This is a genomic window from Paraniabella hibiscisoli, assembly GCF_022512515.1.
Classification (GTDB): Bacteria; Bacteroidota; Bacteroidia; order Chitinophagales; family Chitinophagaceae; genus Niabella; species Niabella hibiscisoli.
The window spans coordinates 593399-614401 of record NZ_JAKWBK010000003.1 but is presented as its reverse complement, the minus strand read 5'-3'; the positions used below and the strand labels follow the sequence as shown (position 1 = coordinate 614401).

Sequence of the window (21003 nt, the reverse complement as noted above, 5' to 3'; positions counted from 1 at the left end):
CCATGCAACTATCAAAAACGCTTGAGAAAGCAATCGCCATATCTAAAGCAATCGCTAAAGAACATATACATGCTCAATATGCCGCACCTCATTTATTAAAGGCACTTTTGCATGATGATGTAGAGCTCGATCCTTTGCTGATGAAAGCCGATATCGACATGTATTACCTGGGCGATTGGGCTGATGTAAGAATTGAGTCGCTACCCAAAAGTCCGGGACCAAAGGATGAAATTCCACCTGCCGCTGATATAGCTACCATTTTAGATGATGCCGATAATATCAGGCTCAGGTTAAAAGGCGAAGAAATTACTCCATTGCATGTACTGGCTTCTATCAGCACTCCGGGGTAGTATTCTCCTTTGATCAGCTTAAAACCTTTCCGGTAAAAAGGGAAGAGCTGATCGGTCTGGCAGAAGTGGGTGGCGATATAGAGCAGGTGTTAGGCGCCGGCAACAGCGGTTCTGGAGTAGCAGTTAAGAATAATGATGTGGCGTCAAAAAAGGCTCTACAAAAATATTGCGTAGATAAAACACGCCTGGCAGCCGAAGGAAAGGTAGATCCGATCATTGGACGGGAACAGGAAGTGCGTATGATGGCTGAGATTTTGTGTAGGCGCAGTAAGCCTAATGTTATTTTAACAGGTGAGCCGGGCGTGGGTAAAACAGCGCTTGTAGATGGGTTCGCCCTGGCTATTACAGCCGGTAAAGTGCCGGCTTTCCTGAAAAATGCCAAACTGTTTGAGCTGAACAATGGTGCGATGGCAGCGGGCGCTTCTTATAAAGGAGAAACCGAAGAGCGGTTGAAGTCGGTGATTACAGAAATAAAAGAATTTGATAAAGCCATTTTGTTTATTGATGAGATACATGTGCTGCTGGATAAAAATGGACCTTTTGCGGGCGCTGCCAATTTGTTGAAGCCGGAACTGGCAAGAGGAACCATTACTATTATTGGCGCTACTACTATAGATGAGTATCGTAAAAATATTGAAAGAGATGAAGCTTTTGCAAGGCGCTTCGAAATACTCGACGTAGAAGAGCCTTCACCAACCGTGGCTTTTAGGATGATGAAAGTAGTGATGCCTCTTTACGAGCAACACCATAAGATCAAGGTAGATGATGAAACCATGCATGAGTCCATCCGGCTGGCTAAAAGATATATAAAAGATCGCCGCCTGCCCGATGCGGCGATTGATCTGACAGATCGTTCCATGGCTGCATTGCGATTGGCTACTGATACCGGGGCTGACACATTAGCTGCCCGCAAAGAAGAGTTCCAGAAATTGAAGGAAGTTGCTGATATGGATGTAACGGAATATCAATGGCACTATCATCAATTGAAAAGCGGCATGAGCCCTATTGTATGGAGTGCGGTGCCCTCTTCCGAAGATCCGCTGCAAATGAAGGAAACAGAAAAAGTGACCGGGTTCTTAGACCAGGTGTATGAAATACTGGAGCCGCTTGTGCAGGAACAAAGAACGGAACTACAGAAGCACGATGTAATTTCCATTGTTGCAGATAAGACAGGTATTCCTTTGGGCAAAATTCAGGCGCAGGAGAAAGAGCGCCTGTTAAACATCAGGGATATTTTGTCGCAACGCGTGGTGGGGCAGGATCATGCTGTGAAAGTGATCAGTGAGTCGATACTCGAATCTCGTTCGGGACTGGGTAAGGCGGGGCAGCCCATCGGGTCTTTCTTCTTTTTAGGGCCAACCGGTACGGGAAAAACGGAACTGGCTAAATCCCTGGCGGAGTTTTTGTTCCAGGATGCCAGCAATATCATTCGCTTCGATATGAGCGAATTTAAAGAAGAGCATTCTGCTGCACTGTTATACGGAGCGCCTCCCGGTTATGTGGGTTATGAAGAGGGCGGATTATTAGTGAACAAAATAAGACAGCAACCTTATGCAGTAGTTTTGTTTGATGAGATAGAAAAAGCGCACCCTTCGGTTTTTGACTTGTTCCTGCAAATACTGGATGAAGGTAAGCTACACGATAAGCTGGGTAAAGAAGGCGATTTCTCTAATTCTTTGATCATCTTTACTTCTAACATAGGAAGCAGGTTTGTGGTAGATTCCTTTAATAAAGGCGAAGTGCCAGATCATTCAACATTATTAACGACAATGGGCAATCATTTCCGCCCCGAGTTTTTAGGCCGTTTAACGGAGATTGTTCCCTTTGCACCGATGACACAAGAGATGGTAGAACGAATCCTGGAGATCAATTTAAAAGACTTGTATGCTGCCCTGGAAAAACAACAGATATCATTAACCATAACACCCGAAGCTAAAAGTAAAATAGCCGTATTAGGTTTTACACCAGAGTACGGTGCGCGTCCGCTACATGGCGCTATCCGGTCGCAGGTGCGAAGGCCCTTATCCAAAAGATAATCGCCGGCGAGCTGGCGCCAGGCACTACAATTAGGCTGGATGCAGTAAACGATGAATTCGTTTGGAAAAGTTAATCATAAAAGTATTAAGGAAAGGAGGCCGGGATGGTTGAGGTTTGATATTCCCTACATCATATTCTTAGTGTTCCTGCATGTTTAATGGTTTAGAATAAAACTATTAAGGAGTTAAGAATAGTTAAGCTTTGATATTCCTCAGCATAACATTGTCAATGTTCCTTCATGCTTTAATGTTTTAAAATAAAGATTTATATCTCCTTAATGCTAATTTCAAACGGGAACATAAAAGACCCATAGAGTTCCAATTGGTAGGATAGCTGTTTGATCAGATATACTTTCTCTTCTTCCCCGTAATTTTCATTTGCAAGGTAAAGCGTAATGTCTATAAACCGGCTGATGCCCGAATGCGTGCCTTGAAGCACTTTCATTGTTTTTTGAACCTGAACTTCTTTAAGCTTCTGCCCGAAGATCTCATAGCACAGCAGTTTAATGTCTTCAACAGAAATAATCTTTCCTTTAGAGGATAACTGCCTTACTAACATCTGCTTTTGCGCATAGTCATTCAATATTTCCATACCGCCAACAGCAGTGGTGACAGAGAAACAGCTTCCGGCCTCTGTCAGGCTGTGTTGCACTGGTTTGAACCCCGCATTCGCCTTCACAAAAGCAGCTTCAGCCGGTGCGGTTGTCCAGTAAGACACCTGTACATTCTCACCAGGGTTCTTTGATTTTAATAATACATATCGGAAAGTGGGCTTTTCATCTTTTGACAGTTGAACCTGGTCTTCCAACCTTGTTAATGTTTTAGATATTTCATTAAGACGCGAACTAATAAAATCATTACTGGTTCTGCTAAAATAGGCGCTCTCATCACGTATCGCTTCCAACAGGCTTTTTAATGCATTCCTAATATCATTGCTGCTGTTCTTGCTTACTCTTGCTGCGCGTATAATGGCCTGGCCTTCCTCCACTTTACTATCGTAGTTGGCATTCTGCAGCCGATACCGGGTTCCATTTACATTTTCGATGGCATGAATATCCAGGTAAGTGCCATGCAGCTGTAGCGGAATAATATTCACCCATTTTTCAGTTTTGTGAAAAATGCGCTCCAGCCTCCTGTTGATGGCAGGAAAAGCATTGATCGCTATTTGGAGTCGTTCAATGATCTCAATGCTGAATGGACGTCGTAGCGTCAATGTACAAAAAACAGCATGCGGTGTGTTGATGTCCTGTGCCAGTTTTTCGGGAATATCCTGTAGCATAGCCGGCGTGTCCGGCCTGTTAGCGATCGCTCCGGACTTCTCATCTATGGTAAAAAACTGGTTGGTATAAATGCCTGCAATTTCTCTCTGTATTTTACGGGAATAATCGGTGTCGTTGTTAAAAGCATCTCTTATCGAAGTTTCATATTGATCATTCTTAAAAAGCCCTTTTGCAATAAGACGTTAGAATTGTTAATTGAAAGAGTAGCGTCCTGCAACGCAAAATAAAAATTATTGGCCTCCGAATGACCTTTCAGATCAAAGAATAATTGCAGCCCGGCAAGTGAGGGAATGGGTGATTTTGCCGTAATGGTAAAATGTATTTGCTGAACCATACTACCGGTAGCCGTATCCTGGTGTTGAGTAGTTTTTTTCCATCCTCCTGGTATTTATATACTTGGTTGCCCGCGCGCAAATAGCTCAGGCTGGCTTTTATTAACTTTACTTCACCAATGGGCGTAAAGTTGAGCTCGGCTTCCTTATTGGCTTCATCGGCTCTCGATGTTTTGGCAATAGTGCTGAAATTGGTTTCGCTTTTTAGCAGGCAGCTGTCCTCTGCCGGTCGTGCTGTTAGTATACAGGAAGCCGGTTTGGCTCTTAACAAAGAATGGGGGAGCATTAATGCCGCCAACTCATTCAGCAGGTTGCTTTGTATATCTTTGATCCGGTATCCCAGTGATTCTATTTCGCCCGCAACCGCATCAAAAAGTAACACCACCAACGGGTCAAAATTGGCTTCAATTTCATTCTCCTCCAGGTTCCAATGTTCCGCCGCCAGGCGTATCATCTTATCCTTTATCTGTTCTCTGCTTTGTACGTCCATTGCCAATATTTAAGATGTTATAGTTGCCGGAATGAAAGCGCTTTAATCCAATGTATAGGGACTGATAAAGAATCCTGTCTGGAAAGTAAAAGCTTCCATATTACGTTTAGTCTTACCTTTTACAGTAATTTCTATTTTCTTTTTCTGAACCTCCATATTATTCACTATTGCTGTCGATAATCGAACGCTTACATCCAGTATAACATCGGTAATCCTTTTTCATAACGGCTGATCTGATTTTTCAGGCTGCTGATGATCAGTTCTTTTCTTACATCATTGTTCAGGTGAATGTCATAGTCGCTATCCCAAAATGAAGAGCCATAATGTTCATCCGTTTTGTTTTCGCCGGGAACGGTAGTGATGATCAGGTGGAGGTTTCTGTAAACCGAATCCAGCAGACTACATACCGGCAGCTTCTTATTATCGAAGAAGTGGTGGAAGCGTATAGGTAGTTTGATATTGTCCGGCATGTATCGCTTATTTGTATTGGATATAAATGATTTTTACACAATTTCCATTTGTATCATCTCTTACCACTTTGAACGATTCTATTTTTCGTTTCTTTTTGAGTATCAGTACACCCTTCTTTTCTTTAAGCTCATTGCAAAGTGCGGCAAATGTGGTAGACTCGTTATTGGCCATTACCTTGGTACCCGCCCCGTTGCATAGTATATTATTAAAGTCTTCAACATTCTTTTTGCCATCAATAACACCCTGTACCATCGACCTGATGGCTGGCTCAGGTAGCTGGTCGTATGATTTGGCAGCGGGGGCAGCAGGTTCCGGGGCAGGCGGTTCATTACTTGTTTTGGCTTCGTCCACTGGCTTCTTATCCTCCAGCGGCAAAGGTTCCTGGGGTATAGGCGGAACGTCCATAGGAGATACCGGCGGTAAGGCACTGGCCTGATCTAATGGAGCTCCCGCATCGGTTACCTGCACTATTTTTTATAAACCTTGGTATTGTCAACTTTTAAAACAACAGTAAAAGTTCCTGCTTTGGTAAAAATAAATTTAGCCGGGTTAGCATTTTGAACGGGTATTGCTGGTAATTCTTCCACACTCCATTCATAATTGGCTCCAATGGCACTGGTGTTAAATATGGCTTCATCGCCGGTAGATATGATATCGGCAGAAATAATGGGACTTACTGCCGGTGCGCTGATATTAAGGATGGTGTTGCTTTGCGTGATACGAACATTAAAGGACTGCAGGCATTTACCGTTCAATATCGCTTTAACCAGGTAATATCCTTCAGTTGTATAAACATGCGAGGTACTAATACCGGCCTTCTTCTCTGCGCCATCGTCGAAATCCCATATTATATTGTCGGCCTTGTTTGTGCCGGATGTAAAGAAAACAACCTGTTCATTAATATAAAATGTTTGAGTACCGCCTGCTTCCGGGTGGCTCAGCTTACCTTTTGCTTTAATGGTGAAATCGGGGCAAGGTACATTTGTGGCAACTTTATAAGCAAGCAGCATTACAGATAAGATAACCAGTACCAGTAATGATACCCATACTTTAAAGTCAATACCGGCCCATCTTTTTGAAAGCGACGAATGCATGTCAGTAATTTTCGGTTACAGTATTATTTTTGCCTCAGTATCAGGTTCTGTGTTTGCAGCTGGTTATAAGACTCCTGCCATTTCGCTAATGAATTTTTTAGTTCCAGTATCTGCATGTTATACATCGCTACCACCGAATCCTTATTGCTCGCGGCCCTTAAACCTCTCTTATCCGATTGCATACTATTGAGCGACTTAATTACCTGGCTGTATATCCCTTTCGAGGTAATGTCATTTTTCGCCAGCATAGCATCCATTTCCTGTATTTTTTGGGTGATCCGGCCATCAAGAAGCCCCGATTTCTGAGGGTCCATATTTACCGTATCCAGCAGGGATTGTGCTTCGGTCATTGCCTGGCTGAAATCATTTCTGAAATGATTTTCTTTATCAACAATGGCCAGCTGTTCCTGCAGCTTTTCATTTTCTGCATAAGGGATCTTTATACCAAAGAATACCGCTGTGATGATCACGGCTATCGTAAGAATAAAGAATAGCAAAAACCGTTGAAATGCTCTTTGTCTGTCCTGAACGTTTAGTGGTTTCATCTTAATCTCTTTAATAGGATGGTGTAACTATTTTGCTGGCCTGCGGTAGTGGCTCTGTTCTGTTAATATATGATTATCCAAAAAATCTTCTCTTCGGTTTTGGAGCGTTGCTGTTTTCTCCCGAGTCGTTGATATATCCCTCTTTAACAAATATGCCGGATTCCTTTTTCTTGCCGATGAATTCAAGGTTACTCAGCGTGTTAAAAAGCTTGCCAATTACTTTGGCGAACTGTATAATACTATTCACATTTTCATTGATGTCGTTATGGTTATAACGAAGCACTGCCATATTATTTAATAGCGTTTCCAATTCTCCCTGGTTCAGTTCGCTCCACTCGCTTAAGTAATTCATCAACTCTTCTTTTCCCGAACCTGTACGAAGATCAATAGTGTTTTTAAGTGCTCTTGCCAGTCCTACAATATCGCTGATCATTTTAGCAGGTGATTCATGAATGTATAACCACCTGAAATCGGTAATGGCTTTGCTTAAGTACAGCGTCAGACGATCGCATACAAACTGCGCCAATTCCGCCAGGTCGTTTTGCTGGCTCTTTTTATAGATCTTCTGAACGATCTGTGCACAAGCCTGTTCCAGGTTAGCCAGGAAAGTGTCCAACTCTGAATGGAGCCCCAGTAAATCCTGCGAAGCATTGATAGACAAGCAGGGGGCATATATTCCGTATCAGGTTTTAAATAACCACCCGCCGGAATCAATTTCCCTATAAAAAGCGAATAAGGATTTTGCGCATATTGATTCAATTCGTGATGGGCTACTAATTGTACACTATACGCGGGCTTTACATAAGGAAAGCGTGGCGGGTTCTCCTGCAGGTTGATAGTGCCAAAAGGTACATGATCGAAGGGATTGGTGGTAAGCACTACCCAATATACTTCGTTAACCGAACCCGGCAATGATAAGGAAATGGATGGGTTGGCATCGGTATGGCTATTAGATTCCGTTGCGTTAATATTAATATAAGCGCCACCGATAGTGATTGCCTTACAGGATAGTATGCTTACACGTAGTGTATTTTGATTATCTGTATTGATCTGTATATTAAAACTGTTTTCAAGAGGCAGGATACCATATCTTATAGGAGACAGTGTAGACGAAATAAGATTGTAAAGATCAAAAGTGTGCGCATTGTTTTGAGCAATAAAAGCATCTTTATTCAACTTCATTCCGTCGGTCCAGTTAATATGGGGATATGCGGTATTTTGTTCCATAATTTAATTGCTGTTTTTTTCAACCTTAAAGCACCCTTTCACAAATCACTACTGAGTTTTCTTTTAGTTTATTGTACTTGATCGTTAATGCCGGATCTAATACCCTGGATGAATTGTACCATTTGGGCTTGGTGCGAAACGTCCAGTCGTTAACGGCTGCGGCATCCGTGTATTGTATGGGGGTTTCACTTTGTACTTCATTATAGTCATTAATAAAATGATAAAACAGGTCTCCCAGTTTCATGTGCTCCGGCGCTTTAACCGTGAAGTAGGTACGTTCCCTGTCAGTACTTTTTTGGGGATTTCCAGCCCGATCACATAAAGCCGCTCTTTTTCATCTTCATCAGGTAGTTCAATCGGGTTGTTAACCGGATATTGCCAGTAGTGATAAGCCGGTTCAGGAATGGCCATCGCCGCATCAAAACTGTGTAATAATAAAAAAGGGATTAAGAGAAAAAGCGTGCACAACAGGGTGGGGAAATGCATAAAGTCTTTATCCTTGATAAAGTATTGTAAAGAAGAGAAGATGGCAACGCAGAGGAGTATAATGGATAAGCCGAACAGGAACTCTGCAAAAAACTGTTTGCCCCAGTTGTCGTGCCTGATCCTGAAGTATTTTTTGTGTACCATCAGTACGATAATAATTCCGAATAACAGGAAGACAGCTGAAAGGATCCAGAATGTGAAGAAAAGGTTTTTGGTGATATAAGTGGTGGCAAATGCGATGCCTGAAACCAATGCAGAAGCTGCCAGGTTGAATATCCAGGGCTTTTTACCGTAATTGCCAAAGCTGCTGCTTAACGGCTTTATAAAAGCCATTATGATCATAGACGAAGCAAAGAAAGCCCCGCAAAAATTAAAAAATACTTTAAGGCCATTTTGTTGAGTTTTGAATGCGATACTTATAAATAAGCACCAACTCTAATATATTTTCATACGTTTCTTTCTGTAAATCATCTGCCTGCATGAAATCGAATGACACATCAATATCAACCGGTACAAATATTTCTATAAAACGATCTGTCACTTTTTTTAGTGCACCTCCATCCACATACAATGCCAGGTCTTTTTCCGGGATATCAAATAAGGTACAGTTCCAATGAGTCAGCCATTCGCCGATGGTATTGCCCATGGTTGCATCCACCCCTAAATATTGTTCACTTAAATATTTTTGTGACAATAAATGAGCATCCGGTAACAAAGAGCTTTTTAAGCTAACAGCTCTTTGCAGTACATACGAAAGGGCCGCTGCTGTAGCATCTATATCCGATTTGATCGTATCTGCATAAGGCATCAGGCGTAGCAGCCTGCCGGCCGGCCCATCGGGCAGGCTGGTATCAATATTCCAAAAATGGTAAAACGAATCGCTTAGCTGGCCATTTTGAATATCGTACAAGGCATTGCGCTCTGCTGTCTCGGCCCCGGCTCTAAACAAAAAAGCAATTGTTCCAGCGGGGTGAAAAATTTTCTCGCCAGCTTTTCTTCTTCTTTGAACTGTTTGTGCTCCTCAACGGCATCCTGAACGGAGTTGACCCGTGTATTGCCTTTTGACTGGTGAAATAATCCTTCCGGTAAAAGGTCATAAATGCCGTCACGGTTAAGAGCCATTTCAAAGCTCACGCGATTGCCAGATTCCTCAATCAGAACCTGTTCTACATCGTTACTAAATCCTTTCTTAAATCCTCCCTTGTTAAAGGCTTTGATATCGCTAGCCCCATGCCCTGCTTCCTCAAGCGAAGCAAAAACAGCTTCTGCCAGGAAGGCGGTTTTAAAAACGGAGTTATTGCCGGGGCTATTCATAATAATATTGGTATGCTGATCTTTTAATTAGATAAGCGCTCCATGATTTAGTTTCATTCAAAATTATATCAAACCTTTAAAAGGGCGCATCACTAAAAATAGTGATAGAGCAACGCTTTTTTATATTCTAAATTTACAATGCGAAGCAGTTAACCCGTTTCAACTTTTCATTCAAAACTTACATTGGTTATAGCCCCTCTGTATTTGTTTAAAGAATCTTAAAAAAGGATGCCAGATGCCTGAAAACTCAATACTCGCAAAAACAGAGATCACTATACAGGATTATAACAGTAACAACCCCGTTGTTTTCTCCAACTTAATGTTGAGCGAATCGCTGGTCAATGTTAATAGCTTTTCATTTTCTATTCGCCCTTCTAACAATGAGGGTACGCTTAATTCCATTATTAATTTTAAAAAAGAGGTACTGGGGAAAGAAGTGCAGCTGAGCTTCAAAGACGGGGAAACGGTTAGCTATAAGTTCAAAGGTGTTATTCTTGAAGTAAATTCATCCCTTGTTGACGAGCACTTTTACGAATTCAGGATTGATGGCTGTGGCTTGTTTTGTAAGGTAAATGAGTTAACACAGTATCACTCATTTTATAAAAAGAAACTGGACGCTATTATTGATGGTGTATTTCAAAACTCATCACTTAAAAATAGCATCAATAAAAATCCGCAAAACACAAAAGAGTTGCATTATACAGTTCAGTATGATCAAACGGCTTTTGGCTTCTTGTCCTCCCTGGCAACCCGCTTTGGCGAATGGATGTTTTACGATGGTGAAAAACTACAGTTTGGAAAAAAGCCGGAAGGGAACGCCATTGAACTAACAGTTCCTGGCGATGCCAGCAACCTGAATATCAGAGCACAGGTAGTGAAAAGTCCCAAGGGTATTGCAAGTACAGATATTTTTAAAAGCTCGGTTATTGAGGCTACTACCAAAGAACAGGCGCCTGATAACCCGGCCATAAAAGCGGCAGAAGAATCCGGCGGAAAAGTTATTGAAGATGCACCGCGGAATATGTTCATTCCATCCGGATTTTCGCAGGATGTAGTAAACGATAAATTTAAACTGGAACAACAGGCTATTCTGGCATCTTCCGTATACATTACCGGAAATACCCGCAATACTAAGCTAGGCATCGGCAAGATCATCAAAATAAAAGATGCGCAGGATACGGCCGGCAAGAGTTACCTGCTTACCCAGGTACAGCATACGGCTTCCAATGCCAGTAATTATTTAAACCGGTTTACGGCAGTTCCATTGGAAGTGCAGGTGCCTCCTTACACGAATCCTTTACTGGTGCCGAAAGCTACTGCCCAGGCGGCAATTGTTACCGATAATGAAGATGACGCAGGTTTGGCCCGCGTAAAAGTAAAATTTCCCTGGATGGGGGATGACGAAAAATCTCCCTGGATCAGTGTACTGGCCCCACATGCAGGTAAGGGCAAAGGCTTTCGGTTTACACCCGAAAAAGACGATGAAGTGATGGTGGATTTCTGGGATGGGAATGTAGAAACACCTTTTGTCAATGGTTCTGTTTATACCGATAAAAATCAATCAGGTATAGCTGAAGGCGGCAATCATATAAAAATGATCGGCTCAAGAACAGGCCGAAGCCTTTTAATTGACGACGAAGAAGGTACGCTCTCCATCAGCGATGGAGGTAATTCGAAAAGCAAGGGTAAAAACCTGATACGGTTAACCGAGAGTAAAGATGGGCGGTCTATTAAGATCGTATCGGGCGAAGATGGACAGAATCATTACGCCATGATCCTCGATTACAAAGAAAAGAATGCCAGTTTTTATTGCCAGGAGGGAGGCAAGGCCATATTGAATATCACCTTCGATGCAAAGAAAAAGCAGATGTATATTTATTCCGAAGATGATATGACCATCAAGTCTTCCGGTTCCATTAGTATCGAAGCAAAAAAGATATTAACCTTAAGGCGAACGGAAATATTAACTGCAAAGCAGACGGGAATGTGAAGATCGATGCAGTGGGGGACGCGGAAACCGCAGGCGTAAACATCAAGATGAAAGCCTCGGCAAAAATGGCGGCAGAAGGCACCATGACAGAAATTAAGGGTGCTAAACTCGATTTAAACGGAAGCGGCATTGCCAGTTTGCAGGGAGGATTGGTAAAAATTAATTAATGATATACCTGTGCTACGATACGGCCCTAAACGAAGAGTATACCCTCGTGAAATTGTTACAGAAATATCCTGATTATATTTCTTTGTTTAAAGGAACCGACGATGAAAATATATGGGATGCTGCTCCCTATCTTTTCGAGGTAAAAGATAATTTTTATGAATTAAGGAAAGATGCATTTATACAATTAGATCATTGCATTCTTTTCGAAACCAATGAAACCAAAGAAGAAGTCTGTCGCTTTCTGCAGTATTACATGTATAAAAAAATGGGAGATAGAATAGCTTATGTTCGGGTATGGGATGCCAGGGTGTTAACGAAACATTTGGCCGGATGGGAGGAGAAAGAAAAACAGCAGTTTTTTATTTTTTTAAAGCAGTTTATACAGAAAATGAAGATAGGCAAAGGCTGGATAAGTGGCAATTGGGCAGGTTTAATAAACCGGTAGCCGAACCGGTATTGAAAACGGCAGTACTAAGTGAATGGGTAGATTCGTTAGCAGTTATTGACCGTGAGCCCGCTACAGTTACTGTCAAAAGTCCTGAGGTTATACCAGAGACGGTTACAGAAGTACCACCAGCAGGAACGGTGAATCAACCACCCAAGAGAAGAAGATTTTTTATAGACTAAAAAATAGATATGGGACAACCGGCAGCAAGAGTAGGCGATATGCATGTTTGCCCGTTAATAAACGGTTTAGTACCCCATGTGGGTGGGCCTGTATTGCCTGCAGGCGTTCCAACGGTATTGATTCAGGGCCTGCCGGCAGCCACATCTGGCACCATGTGTACTTGTGTTGGTCCTCCCGATGTAATTACAATGGGAAGTGGGGCTGTATTGATAGGCGGCATGCCAGCCGCACGCATGGGTGATATGACGGCTCATGGAGGTAGCATTATACTAGGCTGTTTTACGGTATTAATAGGAGATGCGGGTAGCGGTGGCGGAGGAGGAGGTGGTGGAATAGGGGCGCAGGTGGCGTGCCAAAAGGAGTAGGCGCCATGCAGGCCCAAAAAATGGCCAACCAGGAGGCCTTGAAAAAAGCGCTAAAGAGGGTGAGGATACGGCGGAGAAAACGGATAAAGAAGACTTTCAGGCGAAATTTACCCTGGTAGATGAAGCCCATAAGCCCATGAAAGATGTGAAGTACGAGATTAGGACCAATGATGATCAGTTGCACGAGGGCAGAACCAATAGTAATGGAGAAACGCAGAGTCTTTCGGGCTATACGGAGGCCGACTGCCGGGTAACTTTTCTTAATTAAAATAACAGGAGGCTATGTATGGCTGGCGGCCAGACACAAAGAGACTTTCAGATCAATGAAAAAAGCAGATGCTGGTACTGGTAAGGTACAAGCCGGTTGCTGCTATGGGTGCCGATAGTATGATAGGAGGTATCGCCGGTAAAGTACAGGGCGTAGCCGATACTGTACAGGATGCCGCTAATTCGATCCCGGGGCTTAACTTGTTTTTAAAGAAGAAAAAGAACCCGAAAAAAATGCGATAAAGAATACAACTATTACCAGGATTATAGTGGTTGGGACCAGTATATGCAAAAGATGAAGGACGAACTGGTTAATAAACTAAACAATGATAACGAAACGCTGGTGTTTGACTTTGATACCGATGACAGGGAAAAAGAAGGTGAAAAATTATTGAACGAAATTAAGGGCAAGATATCTGCCTGGAAAAACTATACGGCTTGTTTTCATTTCGTGGGTATAGGACAGGGCGGCAACGTGGCGAATGAATGTATTAGAGAGTTGGTAAAAGAAAGTGATTTTCAGGACAAATGGTGGGTGCAGTCGGTGGTGTATGTGGGCACGCCTCTGTACAAAAACAAGCACGCTTTCAATGAAACCGATGCCTTCAGAGGCAAGGGGAAAGCTTACTCCTTCGGCAACGCCTATGATTTAACACATCAGGCCATTGCATATATGGAGCCTAATGATCAGCTACTTAAAATGATTGCAGAAAGCAACTCCAATTTACTCTCCATTTTTACGGGAAAGATAAAAGCGCAGCTGGTAGCAACATTGGGGCGGCTTTTAAGTATCCAAGGATTTGGTACAAGCCACGATAATGCAGGTAATATCGATAAGCTTACACAGTGTAAAGATGATGTTCAGGGATTGGTAGAAGAATGCATCAATGCATGTAAAGCAGTTTTCGAAGCTTTTCCGGGATTGGTAAAGCCCCTGATCTGCCCAAGTTTGATCAGATGTTAACTGGTTTTGATTCGGTGCCTGGCAAATCGGTAGACAGGCTCGAGAAATTCATTGATGAGTTGAAAAAGGTGAGGAGCGGCACCAGCCTGGATACCAGCCATATTGGCCTGGGAAAACTGTTTAATTTTTATGCCCGCTGGTAGATCAGCTGACTGGTATGCTGAAACTATTTGCGTTTGACAGCGAAACAACAAATCAGCTTTTCGATAAGATAATGGAAAAGGCCGAAGTGAAAAAGTATTGCAACCAGCCGCACTTGCTACGAAGACACTCCCTGTTGACCCATACATAGAAAAGGCGGCTGAAATGGCGGAAAAGGCAAAACAGCAGGAGCGGGAAGCGGCTGGGCGAGCAGCACAGGACGGCCAGGCAGGGCATGAGGCAACTCATGTAGTTCAACAAAGCGCTGATGTGTATCAATACGACCAGGCTACTACAATGATCCGTACCTGTAAAACAAATATAGAAGCGGCGACAAAATCAGGTGATCTTGAGATCAATAATTCGGTTAGTGCGGAGACCAGGTCAAAAATAGGCGCTGCTATTGCGGCAATGCTATTGCCCATGATGCCTTCCAAAAAGAAGTTTTACGGCACTTTATTAAGCTATATACCACTCGACGGCATCACTGGTTTTTGCAAAAGTTGACAGGTGATGCAGCTATGGCTCCTTTAAAAAATGTACTGGGAAAAGTAAAGTCAGGGTTTGATTTTGATGAGGGTACGGAGGAAGAACCTGGCTTGAAGAAATCGCTGCGCAGTTTTGATACAGAGCTGGCTCGCATCAAAGGTTTTCTGAATAAGAATGATTACCCCGTGCACAAAGATGTCAATAACCTGTATTTTATTTACAATGCGCACAATAAAATGCTGCAAAAGCCTTGGGGTTTTATTTTGAATACGATTGATAAAGAAACCGGCTATTTCGATTTTATGCAAAACGCGGGCTATACCAATATTTGCAATCTGGATCAAAATGAGTACCAGGGAGGTGGCCCGGCAGCCGGCAATGTTCAACCGGCCAAAGTGTTAGAAGAAGAGGAGCAAAATACGTAAAAGCAAACGAATAGCTGAACTTTTAAAAGAATAGTTTTAATGGACGAAGATGATATCATACTGGATGTTTCCTGGTTGGTAGCAAGAGCGGAAGCCGCTGCTATTTGTTTTGCAGCAACGGACCAGATTGTCTATGATCATATCATCTTTCATTGGACCTATGTTTCTCCCCAGGGTAATGCCCGTCGCCACCTGTATCATTACCGGTATGGCAACGGAGTTGATTATAATGAGAATGTAAGAGGCTTGTTCGATGCCAATCCAAGGATAAGGGAAAGAGTGTTTAGTATGATCCACGCTCAAATGCGGGCCAATCACCGCTGGGATTCGGGCAGTATTATCGGTCGTGGTGTAGATGATGGACAGCCGCCTCCCATAAGGCAGCAGGATTATGATTCTGATGATTGGGTAAACTCAAATGGTAATATAGATGAAGTGCATTGGCGATTAATTGGCGATTATAATCCTTATGACAATAGAGAAACAGATGACAGGGCCTATTACCTGCGGGAAGTTGGTCGGGACCGGATACGTATGATACAGGTAGAAATAACCATCCGGGATCCTTACACCTGGCATCCGCTGGAGGTGAGACCCACTCAGTGTATCCATCAGGCTATGGAAAGACTGAAAGCCTCTGGTGCTGCAGATTATGTAACGGTGGGTACCGCTATTATTTCGATGCCATCCGTTTATTGATGGAAGATGTACAGGTAAAAAGAGGAGATGGCAGAACCAATGCAATAAATACAACTAATTAAAAAAGCATATCATGAGTGATGCAAATGCACAGGCAGGAGAAACACTAAATCATATTTCAGCTAACCGAACCTTGATCGCCAAAAAGTTTACCGTTGGGGACGTGTTAAAGCCTGAAGTTGTGCATGGTTTGCAAACAGTGAGTCAGGTTTTTGAACATTACCGTCCTGCATTAGAGTTTAGGTTTGAAGATGCTGGTGGATTCACTCATTTGGAGGAGCTGAAATTTAAATCAGTGGATGATTTCAGTTGGAGCAGTATCAACCGGCATAGTCATTTTTTAACCCGGCAAACGGCAAAAAGAAGGCCTATTTAAAGCTGGCCGGGCTTTTAAAAACGAATCCATCATTAAACGAGGTAATCGCTGATGCCAATAAACGAAAAGCTTTGGGAGCAATGGTGAAAGCTATGATAGAGGATCTTAAAAAATAAAAATAAATTAAAATGGCAATATCCGGATCATTACAATTGGGCGGTGCCGGCGAAGGCGGACCTACCTGGCGAATCATTAATCTGACCTACAATTTTTCCAGCCGGTGGATCGCTTCGGGCAGCCTAATGGCGCTCCTGATGGAGGTTTTATTAACGCCACAGTTGAGTCTTCTACTTCAGACGTTACTGTTATTCAATGGATGCTGTCTCATGAAAGAATGACCGACGGTGGCGCTTATTTTTTCGACAGGAACGGAAGGCAGGTGCGATCTGTAGAGTTTAGAAGTGCTTATTGTATCTATTTCAAAGAAATCTTTGATGCGTTTAATGACTCCTTCATGAAGATCGAATTCAGGATTTCCTGCAGAGAGATTTCTATCGATGGCGGCGGAGCTGAAGCGACACTGGTAAAAACCTGGACGGGTTCTTCAGAAAGCACTGGTTCTCCAGCTTCTTCATCATCGTCTTCATCTTCATCCTCTTCTTCTTCGGGTTCACCAGGCACTTCTTCCTCATCAGGCATCAGCTCTTTCAACCCTAATGACTAAAAGTAGTATGGTGGTATGACCGAAGAAATAAGTACATATAGAACAGCAGCGGATGGCAGGGATCTTTTATACAGAGAACTGGTGGAGCAGTTAACGATTGATGAGGGAGCCGATTGGCTGGAGGAAGTGCTCGATGGATATAGTTGCCTGGTGTCTGCCAATAGCGCCCGCCGGGCCATTTTTTTACAGGACCAGGAATATGAGAAGGATCGGCAGGAGGTGTTGCATGCGCTGGAAATATGGCAGGAGCTGTTGCAGTTGGGCAACGAGGTTAGCGATCTGCCCGGCTACTGTTTTGGGAAAGCAGATGAGCAGGAAGCTGTTTTGCGAAATAATCTATTAGGCGTTATGGAGGCCATTAAGCCAGTAGAAGAATCTTACCGGGGGCTTGCGCTTTTCTTTGAAAACGCCGAAAGTGAGCAGTTAAGTAATGTTTCGTTTGTGAACTGTGATATCAGCCAGTTGTCGGATCTGACTTTATCGCTTTTTTTGATCATATCAGCGAAGAGTTAAAGAAGCATTTCGATCGTATCGACTTACGCAATAATTACAGCCTGCTGCTATTGCCAGGCTATCTGGGCAGCAATGCAGTGGTGGAAAAGTGGGCAAAAGTAGCCTTCGATAATAAAGTGATGATCATTACAGATTTTGAGAACCTGGATGAGGCCGACGATGTTATGGAAGTTTTTGAGGCTAGCGGCCTTGCTGGTGGTGATCCTTACAAGGCCAGCATTTTGGTTTGTTGTAACTGGTTGGTTGGTAGGGGGCGATATGCCGACATCAATGAAGCAGATGATCTATTTGTTCCGCCATCTTTAGCCCTGGGCGGAAAAATATATAAGGGACTGTTAAGCCAGGTATCTGCAGGTAAGAAATTTGGTGTGATTAATGGGGTGGATGGTGTAAAATTCCCGCTAAAGAAAAGTGAGGTCTCGGTATTGGAGAAAATGAACCTCGTGCCCATGTTTAATGAATATGGTAAGGTGATGGCTTTTTCTGCCAAGACGCTTTTTAATGGAGCCAATCTTGGATTACAGATATACTCCGTTGTCCGCGTCTTTGATCATATTGCCAAAGTGTTGATGGACTTTTTAAACCGACGGGCTTTCGAGAATTTCAATGCGAATATCCGTAAAGAGCTGATGGGGCAGGTAGTAAAGTTCCTGGATGGTGTTTCGGGCAACGGAAAACTAATTGAAGATTTTAGTATCCGCCGTTTTGAGCAAGATGCCGAAAAAAAGATAAGATTCACCTGGATATTCATTTGAAACCATATTTTCCTGCTAAGAACTTTATGATAAAAATGGAAGGTAAGAAGGGTGAGGATGGAAATAGCTGGGATACAAGTTATGACCAGGAGTAATGTTCAATTCAAAACAAAACAAACATGAAGCAAATACGATGGATATTATTACTGCTGTTTTTTAGCTCCTCGGGTTGGAAGAGCAACGCACAGAATATTAATGGCGAGCGCATCCTGGTAGGACGGGAAAGTATTACCGTTATTAATTTCCCCGATAAGGTATTAAACATTAATTTTTCAGACGATGGCGCGTATGATTATTATATACCCAAACGCAGAGAAGAGAAATCCATCTCCCTGCAATTTAATAAAGAGCAGGCTACAGGCCCTAACACAGGGTTATTAGTGAACGAAGGGGGTAGAAGCCACATGTTTCGTATTGTGTTTGACTCCACCTATAATATTAACGACGATAGCCGGCCTCCTTTGTGGTACGATCACTCCAACCTAAAAGAATTAAAAACATTTGTACAAAAGCAAAAAGATGTCCAGTCAACAGGTAATGACGAAGCTAGTATTGCCAAACAAGATAAAGAACAGGAAGAAGAACGAAAAAAACAAATAGAAGCCAGGAAGGCTGAAGCAGCATTAGCACAAAAGAAGTCGGGCGAGGAAGCGGCAGAGAAAGCGAGGGATGCAGAAAAGCTAAGAAAGAATGAGGAGGCCAGGGAGAAGGAAGAAGCGACCCTTATCGCTAAAACAAAAAAAGAAGCTGAGGATAAAGAAAAGCAATTACAATTGGCCCTGCAAAAAGCAGAGGCTGACAAAAAAGCGAAGGAACTGAAGGATAAAAAGGATGCGGAAGATCTGGCCAAAAAGCAAGCTGCTGAACAAGAACGGATCAAAGAATTAAAAGCAAAAAATGATGCGGAGGCCTTAGCTAAAGCAGAAAAAGTTGCTGAAGAGCAAAAGTTGCTGCGTGAGCAGGAGCTGGTGAAAAAGCAGGCTGAAGAAGAGGAAAAACGTAAGAAGGCAGCAGAAGAGTTTGCCCGTAAAGAGGCTGAGAAAAAAGCAGCCCAGGAAAAGTTGGCGCAACTCGAAGCAGACCGGAAGAAACGAGATGCTGAACGAGCTTATTCCGAAATGGGACTTTGGCAACGGTATGGTAAAAAGGGGATAGATGTTTATAATATTCCAGCCGGTCAAATGGCCATGGTCAACGCAGACTTTTTATTGTCGCTGATACGCTTCGCAATTTCAGGATCGCAGATTCTTTGATCAGAAGCAGTGCGCCCAATAAGATCAATATTACCGCAGATAAAATCGTCAACGGCGGGGTTAAAATGACCCTAGAGAATATTGCTTTTAAAGACGTGCATACTTATTATAAGGTTAAAGTGGAGAACGAAACCAATGAAGATTTCTTGCTGGGCAGGACCTATATGTATTGGTACGATAAAAATGAAAAAGCAAAAATGATCATTAAAGGAAGCTATCTTACCTACATCAGCTTTTATCCTATTATACGGCCTCATACCAGCCAGTACATTGTATTTGCTACCCGTTCGCCTAATGTAGTAGAAGATGAAAGCCTGGTATTGTTTGTTGATGATCGCCGTAAAGAAAAGGGCGGCACAAGTATAGTGGTTCCGGGCAAATATTATGTAAGCGAGTTGGCAAAAGTGCAAAGTTCCGTTAAGTCTGCGGCAAGTAAGCGACAGGTGGAGACCCAGCCTGAAGCATCCGATACTAAATCATCTAAACGAACCCGTAAGAAAAAAGGATGATTTGTAAATCCGTTTAACTAAATGAAGAAAAGGATCATAGCATATTGTTTTTTGTTAACGATATCACTGGTTACGGGGTACAGGCTCAGCATATCATTACGTTTTGTGGAGACGCTGTGCCTATGAACCAGCAGTTCGTCCAGGATAAACTGATCAATGTGATAAAAAAGCAGGTAAACGTGGTAAACCTCCCTTCGCTGCGGCAAAGAGCCAATAGTTATTTTCCACTGGTAGAGCGATATCTTAAAGCTTATGGTCTGCATCCCGATCTGAAATACCTGCCCATTGTAGAAAGCGGCTTTTTGACAAAAGCTGAATCAGGAGTAGGAGCCAGGGGTATCTGGCAAATTATGCCTGCCACGGCAAGGGGTTACGGAATGCAGGTGAGTGATAATATGGATGAGAGAGAGAATTTTGATAAGGCAACAAGAGTGGCCTGTCAGTTGATCAGGGATAACTATACGGGGCTTAGGAAATTGGCTGGTTCGGTTAACTGGCCACTTGCTATAGCCCTATAATTTTGGCATAGGAAATATTCTCAATGCCATGAAGGCCCAGGGTAATAATTATTTTACCATGAAGTTGAACCCTGAAACAGGCTTATATGTTTACAAGATCATTGCGGTAAAAGAACTATTTGAATATCCTGAGTTATATAATTCCAAGTTTGGCTATAACGTCTTTAGCTCCAAGACCGGACCACGCACCAAACCTAAACAAACCGATCTCGACGTGGTCAATGATCCTGATATTCTGGGCGCCATTGAAAAAGAACTGGAGAAAAATAAAGACAAAAAAGCTCCTGAAATAAAGAGGAGCAATATGTGCTGGCTCATGTTAACGGAAAAATAAAGAACTTCCAGGATGGCGATATGATAACGATCGTCTTAGATGAAGACCTTCAGACTTCTAATTATGGCTTGTCTTTTAAAGGGTATTCTTTTGGCGTGCAGGGATGGATTATAGACGACCGGGTATTCTTTAAGCTGGGATACGATCATGATGTAACCTTACTCGACCTGGATAAACAGAAAGGCGTTTTATTGACCGATCTGCTGGCAAAGAAAAGGATCGATGTTTTGCTAAAAAATATCATTTACAAGAAATAGGAGAAGACTGTTCAAAAAGAGACTGTTCGAGGCGTCCTCGCCTCGAACCCATATGTTATCGCC

At 42.8% G+C, this 21003-nt stretch carries 31 protein-coding genes and 3 pseudogenes; 22 read left to right on the top strand and 12 right to left on the bottom strand.

Translation table 11 applies throughout. The annotated features are described in order from the left end of the window. Positions 1-2 precede the first annotated feature (2 nt). Together MKP07_RS34730 and MKP07_RS34725 are read left to right on the top strand one after the other, a co-directional pair. The gene (locus tag MKP07_RS34730) at positions 3-350 is read left to right on the top strand and encodes a hypothetical protein (protein WP_240852606.1); all 348 of its coding nucleotides are present in this window, start codon (positions 3-5) and stop codon (positions 348-350) included. A gap of 65 nt (positions 351-415) precedes the next feature. Beyond that, a complete protein-coding gene (locus MKP07_RS34725) occupies positions 416-2386 on the top strand; it encodes an AAA family ATPase (RefSeq protein ID WP_240852605.1) in 1971 nt (656 codons plus the stop codon). A gap of 265 nt (positions 2387-2651) precedes the next feature. On the opposite strand, the gene MKP07_RS34720 is transcribed toward MKP07_RS34725, so the two are convergent. The 11 genes and pseudogenes from MKP07_RS34720 to MKP07_RS34670 all read right to left on the bottom strand — a co-directional run bounded on the left by MKP07_RS34720 (position 2652) and on the right by MKP07_RS34670 (position 9625). After that, positions 2652-3665, bottom strand: coding sequence for a hypothetical protein (locus tag MKP07_RS34720; RefSeq protein ID WP_240852604.1), 1014 nt, complete (start codon positions 3663-3665; stop codon positions 2652-2654). 253 nt (positions 3666-3918) lie between these two features. Continuing rightward, positions 3919-4488, bottom strand: a complete 570-nt coding sequence (locus MKP07_RS34715) for a hypothetical protein (RefSeq protein ID WP_240852603.1) — start codon at positions 4486-4488, stop codon at positions 3919-3921. Between the two features lie 188 nt (positions 4489-4676). Beyond that, positions 4677-4958 (bottom strand): GPW/gp25 family protein, encoded by a 282-nt coding sequence (locus MKP07_RS34710; RefSeq protein WP_240852602.1) that lies wholly within the window; start codon positions 4956-4958, stop codon positions 4677-4679. 7 nt (positions 4959-4965) lie between these two features. Further along, positions 4966-5427, bottom strand: a complete 462-nt coding sequence (locus MKP07_RS34705) for a hypothetical protein (RefSeq protein ID WP_240852601.1) — start codon at positions 5425-5427, stop codon at positions 4966-4968. Beyond that, entirely contained in the window at positions 5427-6053 is a 627-nt protein-coding gene (locus MKP07_RS34700) for a PKD domain-containing protein (RefSeq protein WP_240852600.1), read from the bottom strand. Before MKP07_RS34700 ends, MKP07_RS34705 begins: the two co-directional genes overlap by 1 nt. Positions 6054-6076: 23 nt before the next feature. Continuing rightward, positions 6077-6598, bottom strand: coding sequence for a type VI secretion system TssO (gene tssO, locus MKP07_RS34695; protein WP_240852599.1), 522 nt, complete (start codon positions 6596-6598; stop codon positions 6077-6079). A gap of 73 nt (positions 6599-6671) precedes the next feature. Next, the gene (locus MKP07_RS34690; RefSeq protein WP_240852598.1) at positions 6672-7124 is read right to left on the bottom strand and encodes a hypothetical protein; all 453 of its coding nucleotides are present in this window, start codon (positions 7122-7124) and stop codon (positions 6672-6674) included. Then, positions 7097-7825 carry a hypothetical protein gene (locus MKP07_RS34685; protein ID WP_240852597.1) on the bottom strand — a complete coding sequence of 243 codons (729 nt, stop codon included), beginning with the start codon at positions 7823-7825 and terminating at the stop codon, positions 7097-7099. The genes MKP07_RS34690 and MKP07_RS34685 overlap by 28 nt, the downstream gene beginning before the upstream one ends. Positions 7826-7850: 25 nt before the next feature. Further along, positions 7851-8644 (bottom strand): annotated as a pseudogene (locus MKP07_RS34680) (TssN family type VI secretion system protein). Positions 8645-8693: 49 nt separating this feature from the next. Next, complete coding sequence (locus MKP07_RS34675) at positions 8694-9260, bottom strand: hypothetical protein (RefSeq protein ID WP_240852596.1); 567 nt, start codon at positions 9258-9260, stop codon at positions 8694-8696. Further along, entirely contained in the window at positions 9194-9625 is a 432-nt protein-coding gene (locus tag MKP07_RS34670; RefSeq protein ID WP_240852595.1) for a hypothetical protein, read from the bottom strand. The genes MKP07_RS34675 and MKP07_RS34670 overlap by 67 nt, the downstream gene beginning before the upstream one ends. Positions 9626-9860: 235 nt before the next feature. Here MKP07_RS34670 and MKP07_RS34665 point away from each other — a divergent pair, with 235 nt between their 5' ends. From MKP07_RS34665 to MKP07_RS34610, 13 genes are all read left to right on the top strand, one after another. Next, the gene (locus tag MKP07_RS34665) at positions 9861-11615 is read left to right on the top strand and encodes a phage baseplate assembly protein V (protein WP_240852594.1); all 1755 of its coding nucleotides are present in this window, start codon (positions 9861-9863) and stop codon (positions 11613-11615) included. Further along, on the top strand, positions 11612-11782 hold the full coding sequence (locus tag MKP07_RS34660) for a hypothetical protein (RefSeq protein ID WP_240852593.1): 171 nt from the start codon (positions 11612-11614) through the stop codon (positions 11780-11782). Before MKP07_RS34665 ends, MKP07_RS34660 begins: the two co-directional genes overlap by 4 nt. Next, positions 11782-12228, top strand: coding sequence for a DUF4123 domain-containing protein (locus tag MKP07_RS34655; protein WP_240852592.1), 447 nt, complete (start codon positions 11782-11784; stop codon positions 12226-12228). The genes MKP07_RS34660 and MKP07_RS34655 overlap by 1 nt, the downstream gene beginning before the upstream one ends. Positions 12229-12239: 11 nt before the next feature. Then, a complete protein-coding gene (locus MKP07_RS34650) occupies positions 12240-12410 on the top strand; it encodes a hypothetical protein (RefSeq protein WP_240852591.1) in 171 nt (56 codons plus the stop codon). A gap of 9 nt (positions 12411-12419) precedes the next feature. Beyond that, the gene (locus tag MKP07_RS34645; RefSeq protein ID WP_240852590.1) at positions 12420-12776 is read left to right on the top strand and encodes a PAAR domain-containing protein; all 357 of its coding nucleotides are present in this window, start codon (positions 12420-12422) and stop codon (positions 12774-12776) included. A gap of 136 nt (positions 12777-12912) precedes the next feature. Beyond that, positions 12913-13044 carry a hypothetical protein gene (locus tag MKP07_RS40535; protein ID WP_262920142.1) on the top strand — a complete coding sequence of 44 codons (132 nt, stop codon included), beginning with the start codon at positions 12913-12915 and terminating at the stop codon, positions 13042-13044. 68 nt (positions 13045-13112) lie between these two features. Continuing rightward, positions 13113-13286 carry a hypothetical protein gene (locus tag MKP07_RS34640; RefSeq protein WP_240852589.1) on the top strand — a complete coding sequence of 58 codons (174 nt, stop codon included), beginning with the start codon at positions 13113-13115 and terminating at the stop codon, positions 13284-13286. A gap of 52 nt (positions 13287-13338) precedes the next feature. Beyond that, complete coding sequence (locus tag MKP07_RS34635; protein ID WP_240852588.1) at positions 13339-14007, top strand: hypothetical protein; 669 nt, start codon at positions 13339-13341, stop codon at positions 14005-14007. Beyond that, positions 14001-14150: a hypothetical protein gene (locus MKP07_RS34630; protein WP_240852587.1), complete on the top strand. Its 150-nt coding sequence runs from the start codon at positions 14001-14003 to the stop codon at positions 14148-14150. Before MKP07_RS34635 ends, MKP07_RS34630 begins: the two co-directional genes overlap by 7 nt. A 163-nt stretch (positions 14151-14313) precedes the next feature. Further along, entirely contained in the window at positions 14314-14655 is a 342-nt protein-coding gene (locus tag MKP07_RS34625) for a hypothetical protein (RefSeq protein WP_240852586.1), read from the top strand. Beyond that, on the top strand, positions 14652-15062 hold the full coding sequence (locus MKP07_RS34620) for a hypothetical protein (protein WP_240852585.1): 411 nt from the start codon (positions 14652-14654) through the stop codon (positions 15060-15062). The genes MKP07_RS34625 and MKP07_RS34620 overlap by 4 nt, the downstream gene beginning before the upstream one ends. Before the next feature lie 39 nt (positions 15063-15101). Next, positions 15102-15761 (top strand): hypothetical protein, encoded by a 660-nt coding sequence (locus MKP07_RS34615; protein ID WP_240852584.1) that lies wholly within the window; start codon positions 15102-15104, stop codon positions 15759-15761. 73 nt (positions 15762-15834) lie between these two features. Then, positions 15835-16137, top strand: a complete 303-nt coding sequence (locus MKP07_RS34610; protein ID WP_240852583.1) for a hypothetical protein — start codon at positions 15835-15837, stop codon at positions 16135-16137. Here MKP07_RS34610 and MKP07_RS34605 read toward each other — a convergent pair. Further along, positions 16130-16330 (bottom strand): hypothetical protein, encoded by a 201-nt coding sequence (locus MKP07_RS34605; RefSeq protein ID WP_240852582.1) that lies wholly within the window; start codon positions 16328-16330, stop codon positions 16130-16132. The genes MKP07_RS34610 and MKP07_RS34605 overlap by 8 nt on opposite strands. An 18-nt stretch (positions 16331-16348) precedes the next feature. On the opposite strand from MKP07_RS34605, the pseudogene tssD reads away from it, so the two are divergent. From tssD to MKP07_RS34560, 7 genes and pseudogenes are all read left to right on the top strand, one after another. Next, positions 16349-16801: pseudogene (gene tssD, locus MKP07_RS34600) on the top strand (type VI secretion system tube protein TssD); the annotation flags it as partial. Between the two features lie 15 nt (positions 16802-16816). Next, positions 16817-18164 (top strand): annotated as a pseudogene (locus MKP07_RS43355) (type VI secretion system contractile sheath protein TssC). A 24-nt stretch (positions 18165-18188) separates the two neighbouring features. Beyond that, positions 18189-19322, top strand: a complete 1134-nt coding sequence (locus tag MKP07_RS34580) for a hypothetical protein (RefSeq protein WP_240852578.1) — start codon at positions 18189-18191, stop codon at positions 19320-19322. Next, on the top strand, positions 19319-19831 hold the full coding sequence (locus tag MKP07_RS34575; protein ID WP_240852577.1) for a hypothetical protein: 513 nt from the start codon (positions 19319-19321) through the stop codon (positions 19829-19831). The genes MKP07_RS34580 and MKP07_RS34575 overlap by 4 nt, the downstream gene beginning before the upstream one ends. 44 nt (positions 19832-19875) lie before the next feature. Continuing rightward, positions 19876-20349 carry a lytic transglycosylase domain-containing protein gene (locus MKP07_RS34570; RefSeq protein ID WP_240852576.1) on the top strand — a complete coding sequence of 158 codons (474 nt, stop codon included), beginning with the start codon at positions 19876-19878 and terminating at the stop codon, positions 20347-20349. Positions 20350-20377: 28 nt separating this feature from the next. Next, positions 20378-20683 (top strand): hypothetical protein, encoded by a 306-nt coding sequence (locus MKP07_RS34565; RefSeq protein ID WP_240852575.1) that lies wholly within the window; start codon positions 20378-20380, stop codon positions 20681-20683. Continuing rightward, positions 20656-20940 (top strand): hypothetical protein, encoded by a 285-nt coding sequence (locus MKP07_RS34560; protein WP_240852574.1) that lies wholly within the window; start codon positions 20656-20658, stop codon positions 20938-20940. Before MKP07_RS34565 ends, MKP07_RS34560 begins: the two co-directional genes overlap by 28 nt. The last annotated feature ends 63 nt before the right edge of the window (positions 20941-21003 follow it).